The organism is Octadecabacter ascidiaceicola, assembly GCF_900185015.1.
In the GTDB taxonomy this organism is placed as follows: domain Bacteria; phylum Pseudomonadota; class Alphaproteobacteria; order Rhodobacterales; family Rhodobacteraceae; genus Octadecabacter; species Octadecabacter ascidiaceicola.
Window position 1 is genome coordinate 138,036 of record NZ_FXYD01000003.1, and the last position, 26,728, is coordinate 164,763.

Sequence of the window (26,728 nt, forward strand, 5' to 3'; positions counted from 1 at the left end):
TTGTTTATGGTTCGATGATGACTGGATCGTCGAACCAATGTTCTTGTAAATTCTCACCCGAACCGATCCTATCGACCACTGCAAAGAGGCCGGGGGATGCAAGCGGGGTACACACTCCATGCCATATGTTGCGGTGATAATTGATCGCCTGTCCAGATTTAGTGATGAATGCCTGCAGATTGTCCGGCACACCGTTGTTATCTTGCGCCACTATGACGAGGAACGAGTGCTCGGTCATTGGGATGAAAGCTTGGCTGCCATCGGGGTGGCGCTCCATCATGTCCAGCGTGTACGGAAAGCTTCGTGGCTGCGCGTTAAACAGGCTAATTCCCGCCTGACCGTCAGTAAAATCAAGCTCTGCGCGGTCATGAAACCGTCCGCACAGACCCTGATTGATCATCTTGTCCGCCTCACCCGAACAGTCCAGCACATCGCCAAACGGGGCAAAGGCGTCTGCAGTTAGTGGGAGTGCTTTGACGTGGTTCATGCGAAATGATCCATCAAGCGGTGCTCAGCGATGCGTTCAACTTGCTTACATGCGGTAGCGAATTCGGTTTCGGTGTCATGTTCAATACGGGTATAGAACGCCGCCAAGATGCTGGCCTTGTCGTTGTCACGCACAGCGATGATGAAAGGGAAGCCATGCTTTTCAACATATTGGGTGTTGAGCGCCTGAAAGGTCTCACGTTCTTCGTCCGTCAGCGCGTCCAGCCCAGCGCCTGCCTGTTCAGACGTGCTTTCTGCGGTCAGACGACCGGCAGCGGCGAGCTTACCGGCCAAATCAGGGTGTGCGATCAAAACGCTAAGGCGCTCGTCACGGCTGGCGCTGCGAAACATCCGGCAAAGCGCTGAATGAACACCCGCGGCACTGTCATGGGTTACGCCAAGGCCCAGCCCATAGGCACGTTCTGCGATCCACGGCGAATGTTCAAAGATACCGCCAAAAGCAGACACAAAATCCGCTTCACCCATCTTGCTTGGACGCGCCCAACGTTTCGCTGGATTCTGCGCCGCCCAATGGTCCGCAATCTGTTCCCGGGTGGCAAACCAAACACCGTCATGTCCGTTGGCGTATTCGATGAAATCCTGCAACGCCTGAGCACGACCGGGCCTGCCAACAAGGCGGCAATGCAACCCCAGCGACATCATCCGCCCGCCTTCCGCGTAAAGCACATCGAACGTCGCCTTCAGGTAGTCAAAGTACTGCGTTCCGGAATTGAACCCCTGCGGCGTGGCAAACCGCATGTCGTTGCAATCTAGCGTGTAAGGCACGATCAACTGGTCCTGATCGCCGAACTCCAGCCAATACGGAACGTCGTCAGCGTAGCTGTCGGCGATATATTTGAAACCGCCGTCTTCAGCCGCCAAACGGATCGTGTTTTCACTAGACCGCCCTGTGTACCAGCCACGAGGGCGCGACCCGACAACTTCGGTGTGCAACCGGACTGCTTCCGCGATCTGGGTACGTTCTTCATCCTCGGGCATGTCTTTGTGCTCAACCCATTTCAAACCGTGCGACGCAACTTCCCAGCCAGCCTCAAGCATGGCCTTCACCTGCTCAGGGGCACGAGCGAGCGCCGTTGCAACTCCGTAAACGGTTATTGGTAAATGGTTCAGGATACGGTGAAGGCGCCAAAACCCAGCGCGCGCACCATACTCATAGATAGACTCCATGTTCGCATGACGTTGCCCGGGCCAAGCCGCCGCGCCTACGATTTCAGATAGAAATGCCTCAGACGCAGCATCCCCGTGTAGGATGTTGTTTTCCCCGCCCTCTTCATAATTAAGTACGATCTGCACGGCGATGCGCGCGCCACCCGGCCAGTTCGCAGGTGGTGGTGTTGCGCCGTAACCAGTTAGGTCGCGCGGGTATGCAGATTTGTCGGTCATTTGGGCCCCTAATTCTTAATTGGATGTTAATCTAAAAAAACCGCGGCATTATCAAGAAATTCCTAAAAGACTCTTTCGTGACCCTTGCTTGCTGTGAATGTGATGATCCACGGCAAGCGGCGCATAAAGCAAATTCTTTTTATTGCGAATAATTCGCAACTACATTGACTTCCTGCCCCTAGCGCCCATAACTCATGTTGAAATCTATTGGAGACATAGGCATGTCCTCGCGTACCCTTATTGTAACCGCTGTACTTATTCTGGGCGTGATCGCCGCCATCTTTTTCGGCCGCTCGACACTTAGCCCATCCGCGCAGTCTAATGAATTTAAGGTCGTAACAACCTTCACAGTTATCGCAGACATGGCCCGTAATGTGGCTGGGGACGCGGCAACCGTTGAGTCCATCACCCGTGCTGGCGCCGAAATTCACGGCTACCAACCAACCCCCCGTGATCTTGTTCGTGCGTCCGACGCTGACTTGATCCTTTGGAACGGCATGAACCTTGAACTCTGGTTTGAGCAATTCATCGGCAATGTCGACGAAGTCCCTTCCGCGACGATTTCCGAAGGGATCGAAACGATGTCTATCGCGGCAGGCAGTTACGAAGGCCTGCCGAACCCGCACGCATGGATGAGCCTTGATAACGCGTTGGTCTATATCGACAACATTCAGGCTGCGATGTCCGAGCACGACCCAGATAACGCCGAAACTTACGCTGCAAACGCAGCGGCCTATAAAGCAGAAATCACCGCTGCGATTGCGCCTTTGCGCGAACAGATCTACGCAATTCCGGAAAGCGAACGTTGGCTTGTGACCTGCGAAGGGGCCTTCAGCTACCTTGCACGGGATTTCGGATTGAAGGAAGCCTACCTTTGGCCGATGAACGCCGACCAAACCGGCACGCCGCAACAGGTGCGCAGCGTCATTGATACCGTGCGTGAAAACAACGTGCGGGCGGTGTTCTGTGAAAGTACCGTAAACACCGACCCTGCCGAACAGGTCGCCCGCGAAACAGGCGCGACCTATGGCGGTGTGCTGTACGTGGACTCGCTGTCGCTCGCAGATGGCCCCGTGCCGACATACCTAGATCTGCTGCGCGTCACCACTGAAACGGTTGTTGAAGGATTAGCGCAGTGAATTTACCACCCCCAGCGGCGCATCAAACATCTAAGAACCAAGCGGGTCTTTATGCCGATGGGCTGACCGTGACCTACCGCAACGGTGTGACCGCGTTGAAGGACGCGAGCTTTGCCATTCCACGCGGCACCATTGCAGCGTTGGTTGGTGTGAATGGTGCGGGAAAATCGACGCTGTTCAAAGCGATCATGGGGTTCTTGCCCGCCGCCGCTGGTGAAATCGGCGTGTTGGGCCAAACAGTTCGCCAAGCGATCAAGGCTGGCATCGTCGCCTACGTTCCGCAGGCCGAAGAGGTCGATTGGTCCTTTCCGGTTCTCGTCGAAGATGTCGTGATGATGGGGCGGTATGGCCATATGGGCCTGCTGCGCCGCCCGAAATCAGCCGACCATGAAGCCGTCGCAAACGCGCTAGCCCGTGTTGGCATGACCGACTTTGCAGACCGCCAGATCGGTGAGCTTTCCGGTGGTCAACGCAAGCGCGTGTTTCTTGCCCGTGCGTTGGCGCAGAACGGTCAAGTTATCCTTCTGGATGAACCGTTTACAGGCGTCGATGTGCAAACCGAAGAAGCCATCATCACCCTCCTGCGCGAACTTCGTGATGAGGGGCGTGTGATGTTGGTGTCCACCCACAACCTCGGCTCGGTTCCTGAGTTTTGCGACCAAACCGTACTGGTCAAGGCAACCGTGTTGAACTTTGGCCCGACCGAAGAAGTCTTTACCAAAGACAACCTCGAGGCCGCGTTCGGCGGCGTGCTGCGCCACTTCGTTCTTGGTGGTGATGATCTGCATGACGATGACGACGAACGCAAAGTCACCATCCTGACAGACGACGAACGCCCGTTTGTTATCTACGACGACAAAACAAAAACCCGCCCAGAACAGGATGGGAAATGACCACCATTCTGGAACCCTTCACTTACACGTTCATGCTCAATGCGATGTTCGTATCGGCACTTGTGGGGGCTGTTTGCGCGTTCTTGTCCTGCTACCTGATGCTGAAAGGTTGGTCGCTGATCGGTGACGCCCTGTCCCATTCGATCGTTCCCGGCGTTGCGGGTGCCTATATGCTTGGCCTGCCTTTCGCATTGGGTGCGTTTTTATCGGGGGGCCTCGCGGCATCGGCAATGTTGTTCCTGAACCAACGCACAGGCCTGAAAGAAGACGCCATCATCGGGCTGATTTTCACCAGCTTCTTTGGCTTGGGCCTGTTCATGGTCTCGGTCTCGCCAGTAGCGGTGGATGTGGAAACCATTATCCTTGGCAATATCCTTGCGATCACCCCATCGGACACGATCCAACTGGCGATCATCGGCGTCGTTTGCCTCGTGGTGCTGTTGGTGAAATGGAAAGACCTCATGGTTGCGTTTTTCGACGAGAACCATGCGCGATCAATCGGGCTAAGACCTGATCGCCTTCGGTTCATGTTCTTCGTCCTGCTTTCTGCCGCGTGCGTTGCGGCACTTCAAACCGTGGGCGCGTTCCTTGTGATTGCGATGGTCATCACACCGGGTGCGACGGCCTATTTGCTAACCGACCGCTTCCCACGTTTGCTGGTCATCTCGGTCGCCATTGGCGCGCTCTCAAGCTTTGTGGGTGCATATATCTCCTACTTCCTGAACGGTGCGACGGGCGGGGTTATCATCTGCCTGCAAACGACCCTGTTCATATTGGCGTTCTTCTTCGCCCCCAAACACGGGTTGATCGCGAACCGTCGTCGCGCAGCGGAGGCGTTACGAGCATGAGCGAACTCCTCCTCCCATTCCAATTCCCCTTCATGCACGGCGCGTTTTACATCGCCCTACTGATCGGCCCGCCGACGGCATTGCTGAGCTGTTTCCTCGTCCTCAAAGGCTGGTCACTGATGGGCGACGCAGTGTCCCATGCCGTTCTGCCCGGAGTGGTTTTGGCCTATATCGCCGGCATCCCATTGATCATCGGGGCGTTCATCGCGGGCATGGTTTGCTCGCTGCTAACGGGATACCTCGACGCGAACAGCCGCGTGCGCCAAGACACTGTGATGGGGGTCGTGTTCTCAGGCATGTTCGGGTTCGGGTTGGTTCTTTACACGAAAATCGAAACCAACGTGCATTTGGACCACATCCTGTTCGGCAACATGCTGGGGGTTACATCGGCTGATCTTTGGACGTCTGGCGTGATCGGCGTGATCGTCAGCGCCGCCTTGCTTGTCGGTTGGAAAGACCTTCTGCTGAATGCGTTTGACCCCGCCCAAGCGCGGGCGATTGGATTGCCGACCAATTTGCTCCACTACGGTTTGCTGACGATCCTGTCGCTGACGATTGTTGCCACACTCAAAGCGGTTGGCCTGATCCTAGCGATTGGTCTGCTGATTGCGCCGGGGGCGATTGCGTTCCTGATCACGCGGCAGTTCAAACACATGCTGATGATTGCCGTCATCGTCTCGACCCTATCGCTAGTAATCGGCGTTTACCTGAGTTTCTTCATCGGTTCTGACCCGGGTCCAACCGTGATCTTAACGCTCACAGCGCTGTTCATCGCAGCGTTTATCTATCGCACGATCCGCAACAAATCCCGCGAAGCGCAACGCGTTTAGGAACCCGCGTTAGTCATCATCCAACAGGATGCGAGCTGCGTTACCTTTGTCGTCGTCGTATTGGTCTGAACGCACGGTCCAAAGGAATGCGGTAAGACCGATTGCACCCAAGATCAGGGAAACGGGGATCAAGATAACAAGTACATTCATCGCACGAACCTCATCCGTTGGGAGTTAAGTAATACGGTAATGGACGACACTGACATTGCAAGGGCCGCGGCCAATGGCGTCGCAAAGCCAGCAAGAGCGATTGGGACCGCGATCATGTTGTAAACAGCGGCAATGGCGAAGTTTTGTGTGGACAGTTTGCGGGTCGCTTTTGCGACAGCCAGCACCAACGGCAGGTCCGCAAAGGTCTCACGCAGGGCAACCACGTCGGCTGCGTTACGGGACGCCTCAAGTGCGGAGGACGGTGCAATCGACGCATGTGCAGACGCAAGGGCGGCGGTGTCGTTCAAACCGTCACCAACCATCAAAACGTTGTGCCCCTCGTCGGCCAACGCATTGAGGCGTTTAAGTTTGTCTTCCGGGCGCGCTTGGAACGTCACGGGAAGGGACAGCTGTTCGGCAAGTTGCATTGCGGGCTCTTTGGCATCGCCAGTGATGATCTCGCTTGGTAGTTTCAAACTCGCCAGCGCGTCTTCGACACCTTCGCGAACGTGGTCTTGTGCTTCAATCCGAACGGCTGGCTCCGCGCCAATCTTGATACCCAAACCGGCAAAATCTGCGCCAAGCCATTCGCCGCGACCAAGCCGTACAGGCTGATCGTTGTAGACACCTTCAACGCCCTGCCCTGCAACTTCTTGGATGTCGTTCAGAGTGGCCGGATTCACGTCTGGCAGCCCAGCGTTAAGCGTCTTTGACAGTGGATGGTGTGAAGATTGCGCGAGGGCTTTGGCGATTGTTTTCTCAGCATCGTTCAACCCGCCAAGCCCAGTCAGTGCCGGAGTAGTGAGCGTGCCGGTTTTGTCAAAAACAATGTGGTCGACTTCGGATAACCGTTCAAGCGCGGTGGTGTGTTTCACGAGGAACCCGGCAGAAAACAGGCGACTGACTGCGGCCGTAGAAACGGCGGGAACAGCAAGGCCAAGCGCACAGGGGCACGTGATGATCAACACAGCAATCGCAATGTTTAATGCGTGGCGAATGTCACCCGTCGCAAACGCCCATCCGAGGAAGGCAACAAAGGACAGGAGGTGAACGGCAGGCGCATAAATCTGCGCGGCGCGGTCCGCCAAGGCGGTGTAGCTGTTGCGGCCATTCTCCGCAGTTTCAATCAGCGCGGCCATACGGCGCAAAGACGTATCTTCACCCACGGCAGTTGCGCGAATTTCGAACGGGCCGCTTAGGTTGATTTCACCAGCTTGCAATACATCACCGCTTTGCACCGACACAGCTGCGCTTTCACCGGTCAGAAGCGCACGGTCCATCAGCGCCTTTGCGGATGTCAGCACACCATCAACCGGTACACGTGCGCCGGATGGGACCAGAATATCATCCCCAATATTAAGGCTCATGGTGTTAACGGTTTGTGTACCGTTTGGTGTGATCCGCTCTGCGGTCTGCACTTCGAGCGCCGTCAATTCCTTCGCAGCGGAACGGGCAGCAGAACGAGTCTGATGATCCATGTAACGACCGATCAACAGGAAGAACGTGAGCGATAGTGCGGCATCGAAATAGGCGTGCGCACCGCCATTCAGCGTTTCAAACAGTGACATTCCAGCAGCCAATACAATCGCCAGCGAAATCGGCACATCCATATTCAAACGTTTCACGCGCAGAGCAGACCATGCGTTTTGAAAGAACGGCTGGCCGGAATAGGCGACAACTGGCAAAGCAATCATCGCTGAAATCAGATGGAACAAGTCGCGGGTAGCATCGCTGGCACCGGACCAAACGGCAACCGACAACAGCATGACGTTCATCATAGCGAAACCGGCAACCGCTAGCCGCACAAGCAATGTTCGCCCAACATCGTCACGCGCCGCATTGAGCGCCTGAAGGTCCAACGGATACGCCTCAAAGCCCAAGTCCGCCAAACCCGCTTCGATCTTGCTGGGGTCTATTGCGCCTTCGACAGTCAATCGCTTAAGGGACAAATTCACGCGCACGGAACGCACGCCAGAAATCTGACTTAGCCCACGTTCGATCTTTCCGATACACGCAGCGCAATGAATTGTCGGCAAGGAATATTGCACGCCCGGTCCTTCGGCGACCTCTTCCGCAAGTGGAACTGCATTGCAGGCTGGGCATGCAGAAATCATGACACGACCCTAACGATAATGCGTTGTTCAAACAGAGTGCCGTCTTCCGAGCGTGCTTTTAGGCGTAGATTCCAGTTGCCTTCACCACCTTCGATCACAGCGCGCAGGGCTTCACCGTCAAATGAAAACTCGGGGACTTGGTCTTGGCCTACGTGGGTTGCACGGCCAAATGTGGCCTGTTCGATGGTGGGTGAAATTGGCGTTCCGTTTTCAAGGATCACCAAAGACAAGTCGTTGCCATCGAGTTCTGCGGACACGTCCCAACCAAGCGCCTCTTGCGCGGCACGGTTTTCGTCAAACACTTGGCCAGCAACGTAAGAATTCTTGACCTCCAAGCCCGGAAATGTCCGTACCGCTTGATACGCCAGTGTCAGGTTCACGGAAATGATGATGCCAAATGCAACGCCGAAGCCTGTTAGGACATGCCAACCTTTAATCTCAGTCATTATTCGTCCCTCCCATTGAAGGTTGTAGCTTGGCTGGCGCGAATGTCTGCGTCAACGTCCTCGACCCATAGCCGCAGCGCGGTTGTGTCGGTAGATGCCGCTGGGTCCTGTGGACGTGCGGTCACATATACCCGCTGAAGAATAGTCGTGTCAGCTGGAACAACCAAGTTCCGCTGACCATCACGCCCCTCTAGCTCAATCCGCAAGATTTCTTCACTGGTGAGGCTGATATGGAATACACGGTCTTCACCCGCTTTGTTGCGCAAGCGAACATCATAGATGTTACGAACAGCGCCGTCAGATTGCAGCACGTATGTTGGATTGCGCACGGGGCTGACAGTCAGTTCGATATCAGAGCGGACAAACAGCGCATAAAGAAGTGCAATACCGATGGCGGCCCAGATCGTGGTGTAGATAATCGTCCGCGGGCGGAGAATCTTCTTCAGAATAGGCGCAGGCGGTTGACCAGCACGTTCTGCCGGCTCATCAGACAGGGCAATATAGTCAATCAAACCGCGTGGCTTGCCGATTTTATCCATGATGTCATCGCAGGCATCAATACAAAGCGCACAGGTGATACATTCCATCTGCTGTCCGTCGCGGATGTCGATGCCCATTGGGCAAACGTTCACGCAGGCCATGCAGTCGATACAATCGCCTGACTTGTTTTCGTGCTTCTTGCCGCGTTCTTCACCACGCCATTCGCGGTAGGCCACGGTGATCGTATCCGGGTCCATCATGGCGGCCTGAATGCGCGGCCATGGGCACATGTAGATGCAGACCTGCTCGCGCATGAAACCACCGAACAAGAATGTCGTGGCCGTCAACGCGGCGATGGTCATATAGGCGACAGGGTGCGCCGAGAAGGTCACAAGATCGCGCAGAAGCGTCGGCGCGTCAGTGAAATAAAACACCCAAGCCCCGCCTGTCGCGATCGCGATAAAGAGCCAAGTAATCCACTTTGTTATGCGCAGGCGCCATTTACGGACGTCCCATTTTCCACGGTAAAGGCGAAGTCGCGCGTTTCGGTCGCCTTCAATCCAACGTTCAACAAGAATGAATAGGTCGGTCCAAACCGTTTGCGGGCAGGTATAGCCGCACCAAACACGCCCAAGCGCCGAAGTGAACAGAAACAACCCCAAGCCGGCCATAATGAGAAGACCCGCAACGAAATAGAATTCATGCGGCCAGATTTCGATCCAGAAAAAATAGAAACGGCGGCTCGCCATATCAACGAGAACCGCTTGATCAGGAAGGTTTGGCCCACGATCCCAACGGATCCACGGAGTGAGGTAATAGATCCCCAACGTGACGGCCATGATCACCCATTTCAGGTTCCGGAATTTACCAGAAACCCGACGCGGGAAGATCGGTTCTTGTGGGGCGTAAAGTGGGCGGTCTGACATTTAAATGATTCCTGTTCACGACACCATCTCACTACCGACGAGCTAAACAACTAGCCTTGATCTGTATCAATGAACCTGGCTGATGCCAAAGTGTTGATAACTATTCCCGGAAATGGAAAAGCCACCCAACCTTGGTAGGTTGGGTGGCCTAATTTTCAGCTAATCTTCTGCTTACTCACCGCCACCGAGGGCATGAACATATACAGACACAGCGCGTACATCGACATCACTGAGGCGTTGACCCCACGCTGGCATTACACCGAAGCGTGCGTTGGTAACGGTTTCAGTGAGAGCATCACGGTCACCGCCATAAAGCCAGATCGCATCAGCAAGGTTTGGCGCGCCAAGGAACTGGTCACCAAGGCCTTCGTCGCCGTGACAAGCCGCACAGTTGTCCAAGAACAGTTCTGAACCGGCTTGCGCGAGATCCGCGTCAAATTCAGAGGACGACAGGCTTGTGACGTATTCCACAACAGCGCCGATCTCTTCTTCCGCAAAGATGTCACCGTATGCAGGCATTTCGGAATAACGTGCATCCAGATCTGTTTCGTTGCGAACACCGTGCGTAATTGTTGCAGAGATGCTTTCGATATCCCCACCCCAAAGCCAATCGTTGTCCAAAAGGTTCGGGTAACCAACAGCGCCCGCAGCACCAGAACCGTGGCACTGGCTACACTGAGCGCGGAAAACAGACCCACCACGCGCAACCGCATAACGATGCAAGTCACTGGACGGAGGCAATGTCGTCAGGTCCGCGGCGACCAACTCAGCAACAAGTGCTTCGTTCTTCGCCTCGTGCTGCACAATGTCCTCGGCAACTTGCGCGCGTGTTGAGAACCCCAACATGCCTGTTGTGGCGCCTGAAATCATCGGCCAAGCAGGATATGCAACCGTGTAGGCAATCGCCCAAACGATACAGGCATAGAGCGTCCACAGCCACCAGCGTGGCAATGGGTTGTTCAGCTCTTCGATACCGTCCCAGCTATGGCCAGTGGTCTCAACGCCGGTTTCTTCGTCTACTTTGCGTTCAGACATTATCAAGCCCTTTCAGTTCGCGACTATTGTTTGCGTCGGCGTTGGTCACAGGTGTTTCGGAAGAAGCCGACGGTGCGGCTTCGTTCCGGAATGGGATGAGGCTCGCGTCTTCACGCGCGCTTCGATGGCTTGGTAGAAATGCCCAGACTGCGGCCCCGAGAAAGAAGGCGAACATTGCCAGCAAGACCCAGCTATCCGCGAGTTCCCGCATGAAGGTGTAGGTTTCCATGTTCTCCCTCCCTATCGGCTTGCGTCAGGTGTGAAGGTCGAGAAGTCGACCATCGTACCCAAGACTTGCAGGTATGCGATCAGGGCGTCCATTTCAGTCAGTTCTGGCTGACCGTCAAAGTTGGAAACAGCCGCACCAGGGTAGCGCTCAACGAGACCATCCCAATCACCAAACGGGTCAACCTGAACCATAAAGTCCGCGCTGGCCTGTTCGATCATTTCGTCAGTGTAAGGAACCCCAACGAAACGGTGCGTGCTGAGCAATGCTTCGATATGCTCGCCTTCGATCTCAGTGTTCGCAAGGAAGCCGTACTTTGGCATGATGCTTTCAGGCACAACCGACTGCGGATCGATCAGGTGATCCACATGCCATGCGTCAGAGTAACGCTGACCAACGCGGGCCAAGTCAGGACCCGTACGTTTTGAACCCCACTGGTGTGGGTGGTCGTACATGCTTTCCGCTGCCAGTGAGTAGTGGCCGTAACGCTCAACTTCGTCGCGCATCGGGCGGATCATCTGGCTGTGGCACGTGTAGCACCCTTCGCGCACGTAGATGTCGCGACCTGTCAACTCAAGCGGGGTGTAGGGGCGAACGCCCTCTACTTCCTCGATTGTGTTTTCAAGCCAGAACAACGGCGCGATTTCGACAATGCCCCCGATTGTGACCACGACAAGTGAAAATACGAAAAGCAATGTCGGGCTTTTTTCGAGGACGGCGTGTTTTTCTAAGATACCCATTTGTCGGCTCCTTATTCAGCCGGAACGGCGTTAGATTTGGAGGATGGCAGGGAAACCGTTGCCGGTTTTGCCCCACGAATTGTCATCCACATGTTCCAGCACATAATCAGAGCACCAGAGAGGAACATCACGCCACCAAGACCGCGGACAATGTACATTGGCAATTTGGCCGATACCGTGTCTGCGAAGGAGTTGACGAGGAAGCCCTGGTCATCAACTTCACGCCACATCAGGCCTTCCATGATGCCAGTAACCCACATGGAGGACGCGTAAAGGACGATGCCCAGTGTCGCGAGCCAGAAGTGCCAGTTGATTGCGGACATAGAGTACATTCTTTCACGGCCCCACAGTTTTGGTGTCAGGAAGTAGATTGCACCGAATGTGATCATGCCGTTCCAGCCAAGTGCGCCAGAGTGAACGTGACCAATGGTCCAGTCGGTGTAGTGGCTCAGTGAGTTCACTGCACGGATCGACATCATCGGACCCTCGAATGTGGACATGCCGTAGAAACCAAGGGACAGAACGAACATCCGCATGATTGGATCGGTGCGCAACTTGTCCCATGCGCCTTGCAGCGTCATCAGACCGTTGATCATACCACCCCAGCTCGGCATCCAAAGCACGATGGAGAACACCATACCAAGGGTAGACGCCCAGTCAGGCAACGCGGTGTAGTGCAAGTGGTGCGGGCCAGCCCAGATGTATAGGAAGATCAGCGCCCAGAAGTGAATGATGGACAGCTTGTAAGAGTAAACCGGACGGCCGGCCTGCTTTGGCACGAAATAGTACATCATGCCCAAGAAGCCCGCAGTCAGGAAAAAACCAACGGCGTTGTGGCCGTACCACCACTGGGTCATCGCATCTTGCACACCTGAGAAGACCTGCACAGATTTGCTGCCCCAGATGGACACTGGAATAGACAGGTTGTTGACCAAGTGCAGCATCGCAACGGTGATGATGAAGCTTAGGAAAAACCAGTTCGCAACGTAGATGTGCTTTTCACGGCGCTTAACGATCGTGCCGAGGTAAACCGCTAGGTAAGTCACCCAGATGATTGTAAGCCAGATATCAACATACCACTCAGGCTCAGCGTATTCTTTGGACTGCGTAGCACCCATCAAGTAGCCGGTTGCGGCCAGAACGATGAACAACTGGTAACCCCAGAAAACGAACCACGCTGTGTTACCGCCCCAAAGACGAACACCGCTTGTGCGCTGCACGACGTATAGGGACGTTGCGATCAAGGCGTTACCACCAAACGCAAAAATCACCGCACTGGTGTGCAGTGGGCGTAGGCGGCCAAAGTTGCCGAAACCTTGTAGGAATTCGAAGTTCAGTGCCGGAAACGCAAGTTGGAAGGCGATAAATGTACCAACCAAAAAGCCTGCAATGCCCCAAAAGGCAGTCGCAATGACACCCGCTCGAACGACGCCATCAAAGTAGACGCCCGAGAGATCCTCGTCACTTGGGGGGTTATCGGTGCGACGAAGCACCCAAATAAACATACCAGCTGACACAAGCATGATCAGCAGGGCATGCACCTGATAGGCCAAATCGTGCGCCCAGTTCGTCGCGAGTGCAGCGAAGAACGTAACGAGGCCGAGAATAACGAGCTTCAAATAGTTCATAGAGAATCCCTAACAGCGAAATGGAGGCAAAATGCCCCCGGTGGTTAGGGTCTTTTAGGGCACGGGTACTTAAGTGCTCTTTGATCTAAATCAAGCAAATTTGAAAACTATTTATTGGATTAGTAAACGACGCCGCCATCAGCGTCATCGCCGGTCTCATCTTGGAGGGCAGCAATGTCCTCGACGGTGAAGTGTTTCCGGTCAGAAAAGTCGATCACACCGTCTTTCTTGAGCGCGCTGAACTGGCGGCTTACCGTTTCCAGAGTCAGGCCAAGATAGTTCGCAATCTGGTCGCGGGTCATATGAAGGTCGATAACGTCTTTGCTTCCGTCCTGCCCGTGAGACGACCGACGTGCGAGCATTTCAATAAAAGTCGCGATCTTTTCGCGCGCAGTTTTGCGACCTAACAGCAGCATCCAATCCCGTGCGGCATCGAGCTCATCCAAGGCCAATTCCATCAAACGTTGTGCAATATGGGGTGTTTCACAAACAAGACTCTCGAACCTCGGACGATCAAAGCAGCACAGAGTCACATCGACCGTCGCGGTGACGTCAAACTCGATCTGCTCTCTGCCTGGCCGCCCAATAAAGTCTGACGGCAACAAAAGGCCAACCATCTGTGTGCGCCCATCCTCCATCGTCTTTGACAATGTCGCCACGCCAGTCACCACGGAAGCCACAAATTCAAGCGGTTCACCACGCCATAAAATCACGTCACCAGCGGCGTAGGTCTTATAGGATTTCATGCTTTCAAGAATTTCCAACTCGTCATCGTCACAACGCGCACAAACCGCCCGGTGCCGGATCGGGCACTGGCTGCATTTGATCGGTGCGACCGATGGTGTGTTGAGTTTCTTTGGCTGGTTCATGATTCTTTGATCTGTATCAAGGCAAAAACGCCTTTTCACATTCTTAGTACGCGCATGGAAAACATTGATCAACTTCGTACCCATGGTCTTTTTGACGCAAAGGTGCCCCGCTACACCAGCTATCCGCCCGCAAACCACTTTGAGAACGGAGTCGGGCGTGAAAATCAGGCGAACTGGCTGCGCACTGTTTCTGGTGACAAAGGCATTTCGGTCTACATTCACATACCGTTTTGCACGCGCCTATGCTGGTTCTGCGCGTGCCGGACGCAGGGTACAAAAACACTGCAACCCGTTGATGCGTATGTTGAATTCCTACGCTCGGAAATTCGTGCGGTGCGCGCAACCCTGCCAAAAAGTGTACGCATGGCGCGCCTTCATCTTGGTGGCGGCACGCCGACCATTCTTCCCGTCAAAACGATGTCTATGCTTCTAACAGAGGTCTTTGATGCGTTTCCCAAGGACGATGATTTTGAGTTTTCGGTTGAGGTTGATCCAACCGAAGTCTCTGATCAATTGCTTGAGTCGCTCATTAATTTCGGCCTCAATCGCGTTAGCCTTGGCGTACAGGACTTCGCGCCTGTCGTGCAGAATGCTATCGGGCGCTCCCAATCGCTTGAGCAAACGCGCCACGTCATTGATTTCTTACGCGCGCGCGGTGTCACGGCCCTCAATCTGGATCTGCTCTATGGTTTGCCATTCCAAACGATGGAAAGCTTCAAGGAAACACTGGATCATGTCATCGCGATGGAACCCGACCGCTTGGCGATCTACGGCTACGCACATGTGCCGTGGATGTCTAAACGTCAGGTATTGATCAACGCGGATGATCTACCCGACAGCGAGATGCGGTTTGAACTCGCGATGCTCGCGCAGGAAACATTGATCAATCAAGGGTTTGAGGCCATCGGCATCGACCACTTTGCTGTACCCTCGGACAAGCTGGCAATCGCCCAAAATGAAGGCCGGGTGCGCAGGAACTTTCAAGGCTATACGGACGATCAATGCGAAACTCTTATCGGGTTTGGAGCCTCTGCAATTTCGCGTTTCAAGCAAGGTTTTTTGCAAAACGCGGTTGCGACTTCAGCCTATCAAGATCGGATTACCCAAGGCAGTATGGCCGCACATAAAGGCTATATGCTCACCGCGAGTGACGACGTTATTTCCCGAGTCGTTGAAGACCTGTTGTGCCGTTTTGAGTTGGACAGCAGCTCACTAAGCGCTGAGTTCCCGAAACAAGCCGAATTTATTCGCGCCATTAGTGTCATGCTTATGCGGCAGTATTCAGACGCGTTTCATATCAGCAAGAATGGCCTGAAAATGAACGATTGGGCAAAGCCACTGGTACGCATCATTGCCAATTCCGTTGATACGTTCTCAAGCAGCGAAGTCGCGCATTCGTCTGCTATCTAAATCTTAGCCCACAAACGAAAAAGGCCGCGCTTCCCGACAAGAAGCGCGGCCTATTATACACCGTTTAGCCGATGATGCTGTTCAGCGTGGCTGATGGGCGCATCACGGCCGCAGTCTTCGCGTCATCCGTCTTAAAGTACCCACCCAGATCAGCCGCTGGACCTTGCACCGCAGCCAACTCAGCAAGGATCGCGCTCTCGTTGCTTGCAAGCGCTTCTGCGACAGGCGCGAAGTGTGCGGCAAGCGCTGCATCATCCGACTGTGCTGCCAATGCTTCGGCCCAGTAGCGTGCGAACCAGTAGTGGCTATCGCGGTTGTCCGGCTCGCCTACTTTGCGGGATGGTGAACGGCCGTGGTCCAAGATGCCTTGGGTCGCTGCATCAACAGCTTGGCCCAAAACGCGGGCTTGCTCGTTGCCTTTTGCATTCGCAAGGAACTGCAGGCTTTCACCCAATGCGCAGAATTCGCCAAGGCTGTCCCAACGCAGATGGTTTTCTTCGACCAACTGCTGAACGTGCTTTGGGGCGGACCCGCCAGCGCCAGTTTCAAACAAGCCACCGCCATTCATCAGCTTAACGATGGAAAGCATCTTCGCGGACGTTGCCAATTCGAGGATCGGGAACAGGTCAGTCAGGTAGTCGCGCAGAACGTTACCCGTAACCGCGATTGAGTTCTCACCCTTCGTGATCGTTTCGAACGAAGCACGGGTTGCTTCGCGCGGCGCCATGATCTCAAACTTGTCGGCTACGCCTTTGGCTTCAAGGATCGGTTTCACATAGGCGATCAATTCAGCATCGTGGGCGCGGTTTGCGTCGAGCCAGAAAATCGCCTGACAGCCTTCCGCCTTCTGGCGATCAATCGCGAGGTTCACCCAGTCTTCGATTGGCGCTTTACGCGCAGACGCGGAACGCCAGATGTCGTTCGCCTCGACTTTGTGCTCATGCAGGACTGTGCCGTCATCAAGGATTATCTTGACGGTGCCGGCTTCTGGCATCTCAAACGTCGTTGGGTGCGAACCGTATTCTTCGGCTTTTTGCGCCATCAGACCGATGTTCTGAACTGTACCTGCAGTCGCAGGGTTCAGTTTACCGTTCTCTTTAAAAAAGTTGATCGTCTCATCATAAACCGGCGCGTAGGAGTTGTCAGGGATCACACAGTTGGAATCGCCTTCCTTACCGTCTGGCCCCCAGCCCTTACCGCCTGCGCGGATAAGTGCGGGCATGGATGCGTCGATGATAACATCAGAGGAGACGTGCAGGTTAGTGACGCCCTTATCGCTATCAACCATGTACATCGGCGGACGCGCTGCCATGCACGCCTCGATATCCGCTTTGATCTCAGCATTGCCATCAACACGTGCCAACAGATCGCCCAAGCCAGCGTTCGGGTTCACACCCAGATCGGCCATTGCTTCGCCGTGCTTTTCAAACACTGGCCCGAGGAATGCTTTAACCGCGTGGCCAAAGATGATCGGGTCAGACACTTTCATCATAGTCGCCTTCATATGGAGCGAGAACAATGTGCCGTCGGCTTTGGTTTCTTCGATCTGGTCAGCAAGAAACGTATTCAGTGCCTTTGCACTCATGAATGTCGCGTCGACCACGGTTCCAGCCGGGTATGTGACGGCGTCCTTTAGAACAGTTTCACCGGATGCAGTTTCCAGAACAATCTTGGCTGTCGCTTCTTTAGCGAGCGTCGCGGACACTTCGTTTGAGAAGAAATCACCGCCAGACATGGAAGATACTTTGGTTTTGCTGTCAGCGGTCCAATCACCCATGCGGTGCGGGTTGTTTTGAGCAAAGCTTTTCACGGCTTTGGCAGCACGACGATCAGAGTTCCCTTCGCGCAAAACGGGGTTCACAGCAGAACCCTTGATGGCATCGTAACGCGCCTGCGCATCTTTTTCGGCGTCCGTTTCCGGTGCATCTGGGTAGTCAGGGATGTTGAAACCATTCGCCTGCAGCTCAGCGATTGCGGCCTTAAGCTGTGGCACGGACGCTGAAATGTTTGGCAGCTTGATAACGTTTGCTTCCGGTGTCTTTACCAGACGTCCAAGCTCCGCCAGATCGTCAGACTGAAACTGTTCCGTGGTCAGGCTTTCAGGGAATGTCGCCAGGATACGACCTGCTAGGCTGATGTCCTTCGTTCCAACAGATACGCCAGCAGCAGCGGCGAATTTTTGGATGATCGGCAAGAATGATGCTGACGCCAATTCAGGCGCTTCGTCCACTTTTGTGTAGATGATATCGGACATGAGATTCCCCATTTGGATTGGATTTGAGGGCTTCATAACTGAATGCATCAAGAAGGTCGACAGTATACCATCGTATACGACGCTGGAGTGACAATTCGCCCCGGCAAAAAGCACAAGTGCTGCAAACGGCAGTAAACCCCGAGGCTAGGCAATTGAGGAAGAGATAGAGAAAAAGTGGTGCCCAGGGGCGGAATCGAACCACCGACACGAGGATTTTCAATCCACTGCTCTACCCCTGAGCTACCCGGGCACGGAAAGGGGCGAACCCCTTGGGTGAGGGCGTTTTAGGCGGGGCGCAACGGACTGTCCAGACCCTTCTTTCAAATCCGCGAAAACACTTGCAGATGTCAGGAAGGGCGTGGCAATTCAGGATCTTGTTTGGCTTTCTCAAGCGCATCTTCCAACTCATCGATCTCATCAGGATCATTGCTGGGAATCGCGTAACCACCGCCAAGCCATTTCGCCAAATCAACATCTGCGCAGCGCTTTGAACAAAATGGCCGATACGCAGCATTCGTTTCTTTATCACAAATCGGACAAGCCATCAGACAAGGCCGAGTGGCGTTGGTAGACGCTCACGTTTGCGCTGCAGTTCAAAGTGTCCAAGCGGGGTCCAACCAACAAGCGCGGTGTCGATACTGTCCGCGCGAAACGCGCTACGTAAAGTAGACTCAATTTGTTTTCGGTGCGCTTTGGACATCGGTGCCATGTCGATGACAACCTGCCCACCAAGCCCGCGCAGGCGGAGCGCGCGCGGCAACGCTTTGCAAGCTGCTATATTCGCCTTGAGAGAGGATGCAGGCGAGGTGTCGCCACCCGTATTCACATCTACCGCAACAAGAGCGCGCGTCGGTTCAACATACATAAACGCCGATGCATCAAGGCTGACACGGGGACTGGAAAGCGCTGCCATTTGATCCAGCACACCCTGATCCTCAAAGCCACCTGCGTCAGTAACGACCGTCGCAGGTTCGACCCATTCACGCCAAGCAAGCGCATGCGGGCCATCACCGTCGGTCAGTGCCTCCGCGACGCCGTCTTTGTCAGCCATAATGGCAGACGCCATGCCGTCCATTGCCGTGATATCTTCGATTATGTCTTCATCCGCCCCGCCTTCACAGGACGACCGCAGGATCAACCCGAACCCTTCGCTCACGCCTTCTTCGTGGGCGCAGGCCAAGACCCGTTCGCGCACGTCATCGTCTTTGATCGACCGGCTGACGTTGATGCCCGGTTTTCCGGGGGTCACGATGGCGTAGCGGGATTTAAAAAGAACGCGGTCCGTCACGGGAATCGCTTTGCCGTCGTCGGCATAGCCCGTGACCTGCACTAGAATTGCCTGCCCCGGCGCAAGGCCTTTGCCTTGGCGCAAGAAAGCCGTCTCACCCTCGGGCAACTTCAGCATCATGCCGCCCTGCCCTTTAAGCGGACGATCACAAATCGCACGATAGATCGCACCGGGCCGCGGAGCATCATCGTTATCAATCATCAAATCTTGGAGCTTGCCATCAACCAACAGCGCAGCCGTTTCACGGTCGCCAATGTGGTCCAGAACGATCATGCGTCCTTTCATTTCCAAATCTCCAATCCTGATGATTGCAATAGGTTCGCGGTCTCTGCCAACGGCAACCCAACCACAGCCGAATAAGACCCTGCGACCCACGGAATGAACGCGCTGGCTGGCCCTTGGATCGCATATCCACCCGCCTTGCCGCGCCAATCATCGGTTGCGATGTAGCCCCCGATTTCAGCGTCACTTAACCGCTTCATCTTCACGTCTGTGACGACATCCTTTACGCGTACGCCGTTCGGTGTTTTCACGGATATCGCTGTGATAACCTTGTGGCGGCGACCAGACATGAGGCGCAAAAACGCCTCTGCCTCAGCCGCATCCGCTGGCTTACCTAAAATACGTCGACCAACCGCAACCGTTGTATCAGCGCAAAGCACGACTTCATCCGCTGCACACGCGGACGCTTCCGCCTTTTGACGCGCCATGCGCCGTACATAGTCGCGCGGCTTTTCGGCACCAATCGGGTCTTCATTGATATCTGGCGCACGTACGTCATCTGGCGTCAGCCCAAGCTGCGCCAACAGCTCCAACCGTCGCGGGGAACCGGAGCCTAGAACCAACCTCATGGTCGATTATTTAAAGCGATAATTGATCCGACCCTTGGTCAAATCATACGGGGTCATCTCGACCTGTACCTTGTCGCCTGCCAGAACACGGATGCGGTTTTTCCGCATCTTACCTGCCGTATGCGCGATGATCGTATGGCCGTTTTCCAGCTCGACCAGGAATGTCGCGTTCGGCAAGAGTTCTTTTACGACACCTGGAAATTCGAGCAGTTCTTCCTTGGCCATGTTCTCTCCATCTAAAACGTCTGCAAAAATCTGCAGACAGCGGGTAAATGCGCCCTAAGCGGCGCAGTTTCAAGGGATAATCTATTAAACTCGCCCAGTGGTGGCCGTTTTGACGCGCTGAAACTAGCTCGTGGCCTTCCCCAGCCCGAAGCGTTCAATCAACTTTGTGCGAATTTGATCCCGTGCCTGACGGTAGTACAAAAGGCGATCTTCGCGAGTTTCACCAAGTCCTGTCGGGTCCATGATCGGCCAATACTCAACTTCCAAATGGGAATGGCGCGTCAATTCCAATGCACGACGCTGGCTTGCAGGTGACAGCGCTACAATCAGGTCAAACGACGAAAGATCATCACCCCATTGCTCCATCTCATCAAACGAGCGGCTTTTGTGGCGCGACAGTTCGATGCCCATTTCTTCACAAACAGCGACGGCGAAACCGTCAATATCCAAGTCAGATTTCACCCCGGCGGATTGCAGGTAAATCTCTGTTCCGTATAACTTTTTGGACAGTCCTTCTGCCATCGGCGAGCGCACAGAATTGTGGTCACAACAAAACAGAATGGACTGTGGAAGCTCGCTCAAATCACCCTCCGAAATGCAAAACGCAGATGAGAGTAAACAGGCGCCGCGCCGTGTCGTAATCGACCTCGGCCTTGCCTTCCAGACGCTCCTGCAGCACTCGCGCGCCTTCGTCATGGATGCCACGCCGCGCCATATCAATGGTCTCGATCTGGCTTGGCGCTGCGGTCTTCACAGCGTCAAAATAGCTTTCGCAAATCTGGAAGTAGTCCTTCACGACTTGGCGAAACGGCCCGAGGGACAGATGAAACTCGCCTGCAGCCTCGCCCTTTTCAGTGACTATCTCGAAAACCAACCGTTTTTGCCGAATGGACAAGCCAAGGCGATACGGCCCCGAAGGTGGGGACTTCCCGTCACGCTCTGGCAGCACAAACGAGTTATCCTCCAGCAGATCGAACATAGCGACCTTGCGTTCTTGTTCAATCTCGGGCGTTGGCGGCGGCAGCGCACTGTCGTCCAGATCGATATGAATAATCTTCGCCAAAACCTTAGTCCCTATTTAACTTGTCGAGTCGCGCACGAACGCTCAGCCCATGTGCCTGTAAACTTTCCGAAATGGCAAGCCGTTCCGCAGCGGGCCCAATCGCATTCAGCGCCTCTGGCGTCATCCGCGCAAGCGTAGTTCGCTTCAGGAAATCCATCACAGACAGCCCGCTTGAGAACCGCGCAGACCGCGCGGTTGGCAAAACATGGTTCGGCCCACCAACGTAGTCCCCAATCGCCTCGGGCGTCCACGCACCGATGAAAATCGCCCCCGCGTGAGTAACTTTACCAGCCATCTCGTCGGCATCTGCAACACATAGCTCCAAATGTTCTGGCGCAATTCTGTCAGATAAAACAATCGCTTCATCCATATTTTCAACAGTAATGACGGCCCCAAAATCGCGCCAGCTCGGGCCAGCAACCGCACGGCGCTCCAAGGTCTGCAGTCGCTTTTCCACAGCATCCGCAACAGCCTGCCCAAACGCCGCATCATCCGTAATCAGGATCGACTGCGCAGACTCGTCGTGTTCAGCCTGAGACAACAGATCCAGTGCAACCCAGTCAGGGTCATTGTCCTTATCAGCAATCACCAAGATTTCAGACGGCCCCGCGATCATATCAATCCCGACCTTGCCAAATACACGTCGCTTAGCGGCCGCTACAAATGCGTTCCCCGGTCCAGTGATCTTATCAACAGGTGCAATCGTTTCCGTGCCATACGCCAGCGCAGCAACAGCTTGCGCACCACCAATACGGTAAACTTCGTTCACCCCTGAAATGCGCGCCGCCAGCAACACAAGGGGGTTCACATCCCCATCCGGCGTCGGCACGACCATCGCCAAGCGCCCCACACCCGCGACTTTCGCAGGAATCGCGTTCATCAACACAGAACTCGGGTAGGTCGCAATTCCACCCGGAACATACAATCCAGCCGCCGAAACCGCGCTCCAGCGCCACCCAAGTGACGCACCCGCATCATCTTCCCAAAACGCATCCTCAGGCATCTGGCGCGCGTGGTATGCGCGAATACGTTCCGCCGCCATCTCCAGTGCTTCGCGATCTTCTGCGCTGACCTGAGCGCAATAGCCATCAATCTCAGCCGCTGAAAACCGCAACCCAGCGGCATCCAACTCAAGGCGGTCAAACTTCGCCGTTAGCTCCAGTACGGCCGCATCACCGCGTGCACGCACATCGGCAATGATATCCGCAACAACCGCATCCACATCCGGGCTGTCTTCGCGCTTAGCCCCAAGCAATGCCTGAAACGCGCTCTCAAAGCCTTCATCCTTAGTGCTCAAAAACTGCGGCATATCTCGGTCGTCCTATTTGCAAACACCTGTCGCTTCGCGGCTTTCATGTTTGCTTTTGTTTTATAAATATCCCGGGGGAGTCGCTTTAGCGACGGGGGCTGGCCCCCTCCCCGCTCGCGGCACGCGCCTACTCCGGATGTTCTGGTTTCGCTTTCGACGGTGCTACATAGGGCCTCGTCACATCTTTCAACACCACCTCAAGGGCTTCGACTTCGACACGGATCGCACCGTCGCCCGCGAGGGTCAGCAACACATAGCCGCCACCGTCCTCACCCGCTTCAAAAGTTACGGCCAGCACTGACAGCACCATGTCACTGTCACGAACGTCTACGCCTTGCGTTTGAACGCGCACAACGTCCTCAATCACTAAAACCGACTGCACACGCTCGTAGGCGCGGCTGCGGGTTTCCGCGTTTGCCACATCTTCCCAGCGAAACCGGTTCAACAACAACGCAAAACGGCGCGCGTTTCTGTCCCACTTCATCTCGGGCCCCGGGAAAACCGCGTCCTGAATGAAGCCCGACAATACGCCGAGGTCCTCAGCGTCGAGCGCCTTTAGGCGTAGCGGTTTTTCCGCGCCATCTTCGAAGGTTGCGTCGCTCACCGTCCTGCGACCCGTTCAATGTCTGCGCCGACTTTGCCCAGCTTGCCCGCAACGTCTTCATACCCGCGATCAAGGTGATAAACGCGGTTCACCTGCGTTTCGCCCTCGGCGCGAAGCCCCGCCAAAATCAAAGACACAGACGCCCGCAAATCGGTCGCCATAACGGGCGCACCTTTCATCTTTTCAACACCTGTCACAGTGGCCGTACCGCCGTGTACTTCGATATGCGCCCCCATGCGTTCCAATTCTGGCGCGTGCATGAAACGGTTTTCAAAAATCTTCTCTTCCAGCACAGATGTGCCTTCCGCAAAGCAAAGCATCGCCATCATCTGTGCCTGCAAATCGGTCGGAAAGCCTGGGAACGGTTCAGTCGTCACGTCCACGGCTTTTGGGCGATCACCTTTCAGCTTCACTTTCAGGCCAGTCTTGGTTTCTTCAACTGACACACCAGCGGCGTCCAGTTTTTCGCAAAACGCGCCTACCAGTGACATTTTCCCACCAAGGCACTCAACCTCACCGCCTGCGATCACAGGGGCAAGCATGTAGGTGCCAAGCTCAATCCGATCCGTCACAACGGGGTGCGTGGCACCGTGCAGACGATCAACGCCTTGGATTGTGATGCTAGGCGTTCCATCACCTTCAATCTGTGCGCCCATTTTTCGGAGGCAGTCCGCCAAATCGACGATCTCAGGCTCGCGTGCGGCGTTGTTAATAACGGTTGTGCCCTTCGCCAATGTCGCCGCCATCATAATGTTCTCGGTCGCCCCAACGGAGGCAAACGGGAAATCAATCACGGCGCCCTTCAGCTTGCCACCATCCGCTTTCGCGTGCAGATAGCCGTCTTTCAAATCAATCTCTGCGCCCATTTTGGCCAGACCATCGGTGTGAATATCCATTGGACGCGCGCCAATCGCACAGCCACCTGGCAGCGACACAATCGCATGGCCTTCACGCGCCAGAAGCGGGCCCAGCACAAGGTTAGAGGCACGCATCTTACGCACGATATCGTAATCCGCCGTCGTGTTGATCGCACCGTGGCACGACATGGTCTGCACCTTACCATCTTGCAGCGATGAAATCTCGGCACCCAGCGATTCCAGCAACAGCGTCATCGTTTTGATGTCGCTCAGGCGTGGCGTGTTGGTCAGCGTCAGCGGCTCGTCACTGAGCAAGGTGGCAGGCATCAGCGTCAACGCCGCGTTCTTTGCGCCCGCAATTTCAATTTGCCCTGACAGCGACTTGCCGCCGCGTACTACGATGGAATCCATGCCTGTTACTCTTTCTCACTTGGGGCTTTTTCGCCCGCTTCTTTTGACGCTTTCGCGCGTGCTTGCACCTTACGACGCCCAAGGTTTGCCTTCAACGCGGCCTTTAGCCGGTCTTCGCGTGTTTGTGGTCCTTTGGATGTCGGTTTACTGCTCATGACAACCTGTTACCTGAACGCGTAAAAACCGTCCAGTCAGGGCTTGCGGAAACAGCAATTTACGTCTACTTCGCCCTCCATCGGTTGCTGCTGTAGCTCAGTGGTAGAGCGCGTCATTGGTAATGACGAGGTCGGGAGTTCAATTCTCCCTAGCAGCACCATTAACTTTTATACCCCCTGAAATCATATCTAACGCCTTGAATGGCAACGCTATTTCTGGTGTTCTAGGTCCGTCAATGCGATGATACGAAAATCCGCCTGAAAACCCCAATCTCAGCACGATTCTGCGCAAGTTCGCATCGCCGCTTTCCCATATTTTCCAAGGGTTTGAGAGCACTGTAAGGGCGAGTTCTAGGAATGCTTCGTAGCTGTTCGATTTTTTCGGCGTTTTTGTGAGGTTTTCGACCATAAGCACCTTTGATCTTTCCAATTTTGCGATCCTTTTTTCGTAAGCGCCAATGATTGAATCGTCATTCGAGCGCATGATGCGAGTAAGCAAAGCTTCGATTTGAGTATTAGTTTCAGTGATTTGCCGTTTCGTGGAACGTGCAACGTCTTTGGTGTGTTCTATACGACCCTCCCACGCTCTTTTGAACATCTTCTTTACCAAGACCATGTATGTCGGGCTGGGTTGCAGTGACTTTACGACTTCCTCAAACGATCCTTCAATTTTGGCACGTGAGATGGACTTCCCGTAACTTTCACAGTCCTTCGTGTGGCACAGGTAATAAGGATAATATTTGGTCTTCCCCTTTGACCAAGAAGAGCGCAGCTTGGCTCCGCAATCGCCACACGTAGCAAAACCGCGCAAGGCGAAGTCCTCGCCGATATCTGCGCGTGCAGGGGCGTAGCCTGTGTCGTTAAGGCGTGCCTGCACCTTTTCAAATGTCGCCATAGATACAAGCGGTTCATGTTGCCCCTTCAGCCAATTCAGTTCATAAACCTCGCTACAGACGTAACCCGCATAGAGAGGGTTGGTCAGTAAATCCGTGACACGTTTGTCCCGAACCTTACCGTCTTTTATGTGTGGATAATCAGATTTGGATTCCAGAAATCGCTTCACTTCGGCCTGTGTTTGAAACCGCCTAATTGCAAATCCTTCGATGGCCTCGCGCACCGTGCTGGCGTGTGGCTCGTCTGGGTGCAGCAATTTACCATGGCCTTTTACGGTCTTGTATCGAAAGCCAACAGGTGCGTTGTGGACCCAGTATCCCAACTGCATCCGCGCTTTCATCTTTTGCGCCACTTGCCGACCGTTTTGCTTGCGCTCTAATGCACCTTGAGCAGCCATGATCGTTTCAATAAATTCACCTTCGGGTGTTTCATCGAACTTGAAATTCAAACATTCAATCGTCGCACCGCGCACACGGAACGCCTCACGCAGATCAAGGTGAAACCGTGTGTCCCGTGCAAAGCGTTTGAGATCATCGAAGATCACGACAAACTGCGTATCTGGTTGAGCGTCCAGGAATGACAGCAGCGCCACCATTCCGGGTCGCTTCATGAAATCACCGCCGCCTGTGATCGTATCTGGAAACACCGCAGCGACTTCATGTCCCTGCGATGCAGCAAATTCACGACAACGGGTTTCTTGGCTCTGAAGACCATGACCATCCGCTTCTTGCGCCCGTGATGACACGCGGCAATAGATCAGCGCCTGCCTCGGAGTATCTGTATTTGGTTTTGTGTATCTACTCTGACGCATGCGGATTCCTTTCACTCGACCCATCGCGATGTGGGGCTAATGCCTGTTCGAATTCTGATGTTGTATTATCTAAGTTTAGCACATCTCGTATCGGCACTTCAGCCAAAGAGATGTCTTTTCCACAAGCCTGCTGGAGAGGGTGAACGCCGAAACCAAGATCAACAAAGTTGACGACAATCGACCATAACGCCTCAATCAACTCGCGCTTGTCTTCATCTGAGATATCCTCATCTTCGAAGAAGAGCAGATAGGCATCCCAATCAATCGTCAGGCTTGGTGGGGCCGTTTCTGGATTAAACTCTGGGGGAATGTCGGTCATGGCCTGTCTCTTTCTGCCTCTTGGCGTTTCTCTGGTTGGGGGGCTCCTTTGTTGCCTCTCACC

Annotated in this window: 29 protein-coding genes and 2 tRNA genes; 6 read left to right on the forward strand and 25 right to left on the reverse strand. The window is 54.6% G+C overall.

The window, feature by feature from the left end:
- Positions 1 to 4 precede the first annotated feature (4 nt).
- Positions 5 to 487, reverse strand: a complete 483-nt coding sequence (locus OCA8868_RS09455; protein ID WP_093996345.1) for an ureidoglycolate lyase — start codon at positions 485 to 487, stop codon at positions 5 to 7.
- Positions 484 to 1,890 (reverse strand): allantoinase PuuE, encoded by a 1,407-nt coding sequence (gene puuE, locus OCA8868_RS09460; RefSeq protein WP_093996346.1) that lies wholly within the window; start codon positions 1,888 to 1,890, stop codon positions 484 to 486. The genes OCA8868_RS09455 and puuE overlap by 4 nt, the downstream gene beginning before the upstream one ends.
- A 221-nt stretch (positions 1,891 to 2,111) precedes the next feature.
- On the opposite strand from puuE, the gene OCA8868_RS09465 reads away from it, so the two are divergent.
- Genes OCA8868_RS09465 through OCA8868_RS09480 form a run of 4 tightly spaced genes read left to right on the forward strand, consistent with a single transcriptional unit; the run spans position 2,112 to position 5,600 of the window.
- Entirely contained in the window at positions 2,112 to 3,029 is a 918-nt protein-coding gene (locus tag OCA8868_RS09465) for a metal ABC transporter substrate-binding protein (RefSeq protein WP_093996347.1), read from the forward strand.
- Positions 3,026 to 3,922: a manganese/iron ABC transporter ATP-binding protein gene (locus OCA8868_RS09470; RefSeq protein WP_093996348.1), complete on the forward strand. Its 897-nt coding sequence runs from the start codon at positions 3,026 to 3,028 to the stop codon at positions 3,920 to 3,922. The genes OCA8868_RS09465 and OCA8868_RS09470 overlap by 4 nt, the downstream gene beginning before the upstream one ends.
- Positions 3,919 to 4,770, forward strand: a complete 852-nt coding sequence (locus OCA8868_RS09475; protein ID WP_093996349.1) for a metal ABC transporter permease — start codon at positions 3,919 to 3,921, stop codon at positions 4,768 to 4,770. Before OCA8868_RS09470 ends, OCA8868_RS09475 begins: the two co-directional genes overlap by 4 nt.
- Positions 4,767 to 5,600 (forward strand): metal ABC transporter permease, encoded by an 834-nt coding sequence (locus OCA8868_RS09480; RefSeq protein WP_093996350.1) that lies wholly within the window; start codon positions 4,767 to 4,769, stop codon positions 5,598 to 5,600. Before OCA8868_RS09475 ends, OCA8868_RS09480 begins: the two co-directional genes overlap by 4 nt.
- A 9-nt stretch (positions 5,601 to 5,609) precedes the next feature.
- Here OCA8868_RS09480 and ccoS read toward each other — a convergent pair whose 3' ends face one another.
- The 9 genes from ccoS to fnrL all read right to left on the reverse strand — a co-directional run bounded on the left by ccoS (position 5,610) and on the right by fnrL (position 14,214).
- Positions 5,610 to 5,750: a cbb3-type cytochrome oxidase assembly protein CcoS gene (gene ccoS, locus OCA8868_RS09485; protein WP_049833402.1), complete on the reverse strand. Its 141-nt coding sequence runs from the start codon at positions 5,748 to 5,750 to the stop codon at positions 5,610 to 5,612.
- A complete protein-coding gene (locus OCA8868_RS09490; protein WP_093996351.1) occupies positions 5,747 to 7,864 on the reverse strand; it encodes a heavy metal translocating P-type ATPase in 2,118 nt (705 codons plus the stop codon). The genes ccoS and OCA8868_RS09490 overlap by 4 nt, the downstream gene beginning before the upstream one ends.
- Positions 7,861 to 8,310, reverse strand: a complete 450-nt coding sequence (locus OCA8868_RS09495; RefSeq protein ID WP_179214832.1) for a FixH family protein — start codon at positions 8,308 to 8,310, stop codon at positions 7,861 to 7,863. Before OCA8868_RS09495 ends, OCA8868_RS09490 begins: the two co-directional genes overlap by 4 nt.
- Positions 8,310 to 9,716: a cytochrome c oxidase accessory protein CcoG gene (gene ccoG, locus OCA8868_RS09500; RefSeq protein WP_093996353.1), complete on the reverse strand. Its 1,407-nt coding sequence runs from the start codon at positions 9,714 to 9,716 to the stop codon at positions 8,310 to 8,312. The genes OCA8868_RS09495 and ccoG overlap by 1 nt, the downstream gene beginning before the upstream one ends.
- Positions 9,717 to 9,887: 171 nt before the next feature.
- Positions 9,888 to 10,751, reverse strand: a complete 864-nt coding sequence (gene ccoP, locus OCA8868_RS09505) for a cytochrome-c oxidase, cbb3-type subunit III (protein ID WP_093996354.1) — start codon at positions 10,749 to 10,751, stop codon at positions 9,888 to 9,890.
- Positions 10,744 to 10,980 carry a cbb3-type cytochrome c oxidase subunit 3 gene (locus tag OCA8868_RS09510; protein ID WP_093996355.1) on the reverse strand — a complete coding sequence of 79 codons (237 nt, stop codon included), beginning with the start codon at positions 10,978 to 10,980 and terminating at the stop codon, positions 10,744 to 10,746. Before OCA8868_RS09510 ends, ccoP begins: the two co-directional genes overlap by 8 nt.
- Positions 10,981 to 10,991: 11 nt before the next feature.
- Positions 10,992 to 11,717: a cytochrome-c oxidase, cbb3-type subunit II gene (gene ccoO, locus OCA8868_RS09515; protein WP_093996356.1), complete on the reverse strand. Its 726-nt coding sequence runs from the start codon at positions 11,715 to 11,717 to the stop codon at positions 10,992 to 10,994.
- An 11-nt stretch (positions 11,718 to 11,728) separates the two neighbouring features.
- Positions 11,729 to 13,345 (reverse strand): cytochrome-c oxidase, cbb3-type subunit I, encoded by a 1,617-nt coding sequence (ccoN, locus tag OCA8868_RS09520; RefSeq protein ID WP_093996357.1) that lies wholly within the window; start codon positions 13,343 to 13,345, stop codon positions 11,729 to 11,731.
- Between the two features lie 119 nt (positions 13,346 to 13,464).
- Positions 13,465 to 14,214, reverse strand: a complete 750-nt coding sequence (gene fnrL / locus OCA8868_RS09525; protein WP_093996358.1) for a transcriptional regulator FnrL — start codon at positions 14,212 to 14,214, stop codon at positions 13,465 to 13,467.
- Positions 14,215 to 14,268: 54 nt separating this feature from the next.
- On the opposite strand from fnrL, the gene hemN reads away from it, so the two are divergent.
- Positions 14,269 to 15,624: an oxygen-independent coproporphyrinogen III oxidase gene (gene hemN, locus OCA8868_RS09530; RefSeq protein ID WP_093996359.1), complete on the forward strand. Its 1,356-nt coding sequence runs from the start codon at positions 14,269 to 14,271 to the stop codon at positions 15,622 to 15,624.
- A 64-nt stretch (positions 15,625 to 15,688) separates the two neighbouring features.
- On the opposite strand, the gene OCA8868_RS09535 is transcribed toward hemN, so the two are convergent.
- The 12 genes from OCA8868_RS09535 to OCA8868_RS16670 all read right to left on the reverse strand — a co-directional run bounded on the left by OCA8868_RS09535 (position 15,689) and on the right by OCA8868_RS16670 (position 24,641).
- Positions 15,689 to 17,878, reverse strand: a complete 2,190-nt coding sequence (locus tag OCA8868_RS09535) for an NADP-dependent isocitrate dehydrogenase (protein ID WP_093996360.1) — start codon at positions 17,876 to 17,878, stop codon at positions 15,689 to 15,691.
- A gap of 175 nt (positions 17,879 to 18,053) precedes the next feature.
- Positions 18,054 to 18,128: transfer RNA gene (locus tag OCA8868_RS09540), tRNA-Phe, on the reverse strand.
- Between the two features lie 97 nt (positions 18,129 to 18,225).
- Positions 18,226 to 18,423, reverse strand: a complete 198-nt coding sequence (locus OCA8868_RS09545; protein ID WP_093996361.1) for a DNA gyrase inhibitor YacG — start codon at positions 18,421 to 18,423, stop codon at positions 18,226 to 18,228.
- A complete protein-coding gene (locus OCA8868_RS09550) occupies positions 18,423 to 19,451 on the reverse strand; it encodes a ribonuclease E/G (protein WP_093996362.1) in 1,029 nt (342 codons plus the stop codon). The genes OCA8868_RS09545 and OCA8868_RS09550 overlap by 1 nt, the downstream gene beginning before the upstream one ends.
- A complete protein-coding gene (locus OCA8868_RS09555; RefSeq protein ID WP_093996363.1) occupies positions 19,448 to 20,017 on the reverse strand; it encodes a Maf family protein in 570 nt (189 codons plus the stop codon). The genes OCA8868_RS09550 and OCA8868_RS09555 overlap by 4 nt, the downstream gene beginning before the upstream one ends.
- A 6-nt stretch (positions 20,018 to 20,023) precedes the next feature.
- Positions 20,024 to 20,242: a translation initiation factor IF-1 gene (gene infA, locus OCA8868_RS09560; RefSeq protein WP_008186030.1), complete on the reverse strand. Its 219-nt coding sequence runs from the start codon at positions 20,240 to 20,242 to the stop codon at positions 20,024 to 20,026.
- A gap of 123 nt (positions 20,243 to 20,365) precedes the next feature.
- Positions 20,366 to 20,824: an arsenate-mycothiol transferase ArsC gene (locus tag OCA8868_RS09565; RefSeq protein ID WP_245848157.1), complete on the reverse strand. Its 459-nt coding sequence runs from the start codon at positions 20,822 to 20,824 to the stop codon at positions 20,366 to 20,368.
- A gap of 1 nt (position 20,825) precedes the next feature.
- Positions 20,826 to 21,305, reverse strand: coding sequence for a UPF0262 family protein (locus tag OCA8868_RS09570; protein WP_093996365.1), 480 nt, complete (start codon positions 21,303 to 21,305; stop codon positions 20,826 to 20,828).
- Between the two features lie 4 nt (positions 21,306 to 21,309).
- Positions 21,310 to 22,614: a histidinol dehydrogenase gene (hisD, locus tag OCA8868_RS09575; protein WP_093996366.1), complete on the reverse strand. Its 1,305-nt coding sequence runs from the start codon at positions 22,612 to 22,614 to the stop codon at positions 21,310 to 21,312.
- A 127-nt stretch (positions 22,615 to 22,741) separates the two neighbouring features.
- Positions 22,742 to 23,218, reverse strand: coding sequence for a DUF2948 family protein (locus OCA8868_RS09580; RefSeq protein WP_093996367.1), 477 nt, complete (start codon positions 23,216 to 23,218; stop codon positions 22,742 to 22,744).
- Entirely contained in the window at positions 23,215 to 24,486 is a 1,272-nt protein-coding gene (murA, locus tag OCA8868_RS09585) for a UDP-N-acetylglucosamine 1-carboxyvinyltransferase (RefSeq protein WP_093996368.1), read from the reverse strand. The genes OCA8868_RS09580 and murA overlap by 4 nt, the downstream gene beginning before the upstream one ends.
- 5 nt (positions 24,487 to 24,491) lie before the next feature.
- Complete coding sequence (locus OCA8868_RS16670) at positions 24,492 to 24,641, reverse strand: hypothetical protein (RefSeq protein WP_179214833.1); 150 nt, start codon at positions 24,639 to 24,641, stop codon at positions 24,492 to 24,494.
- Positions 24,642 to 24,727: 86 nt separating this feature from the next.
- Here OCA8868_RS16670 and OCA8868_RS09590 point away from each other — a divergent pair.
- Positions 24,728 to 24,802 (forward strand) — tRNA-Thr (locus tag OCA8868_RS09590).
- Here the strand turns inward: OCA8868_RS09590 and OCA8868_RS09595 are convergent.
- Both OCA8868_RS09595 and OCA8868_RS09600 read right to left on the reverse strand, forming a co-directional pair.
- On the reverse strand, positions 24,781 to 26,346 hold the full coding sequence (locus tag OCA8868_RS09595) for a recombinase family protein (protein ID WP_093996369.1): 1,566 nt from the start codon (positions 26,344 to 26,346) through the stop codon (positions 24,781 to 24,783). The genes OCA8868_RS09590 and OCA8868_RS09595 overlap by 22 nt on opposite strands.
- Positions 26,333 to 26,665 (reverse strand): hypothetical protein, encoded by a 333-nt coding sequence (locus tag OCA8868_RS09600; RefSeq protein ID WP_093996370.1) that lies wholly within the window; start codon positions 26,663 to 26,665, stop codon positions 26,333 to 26,335. Before OCA8868_RS09600 ends, OCA8868_RS09595 begins: the two co-directional genes overlap by 14 nt.
- Between the last annotated feature and the right edge of the window lie 63 nt (positions 26,666 to 26,728).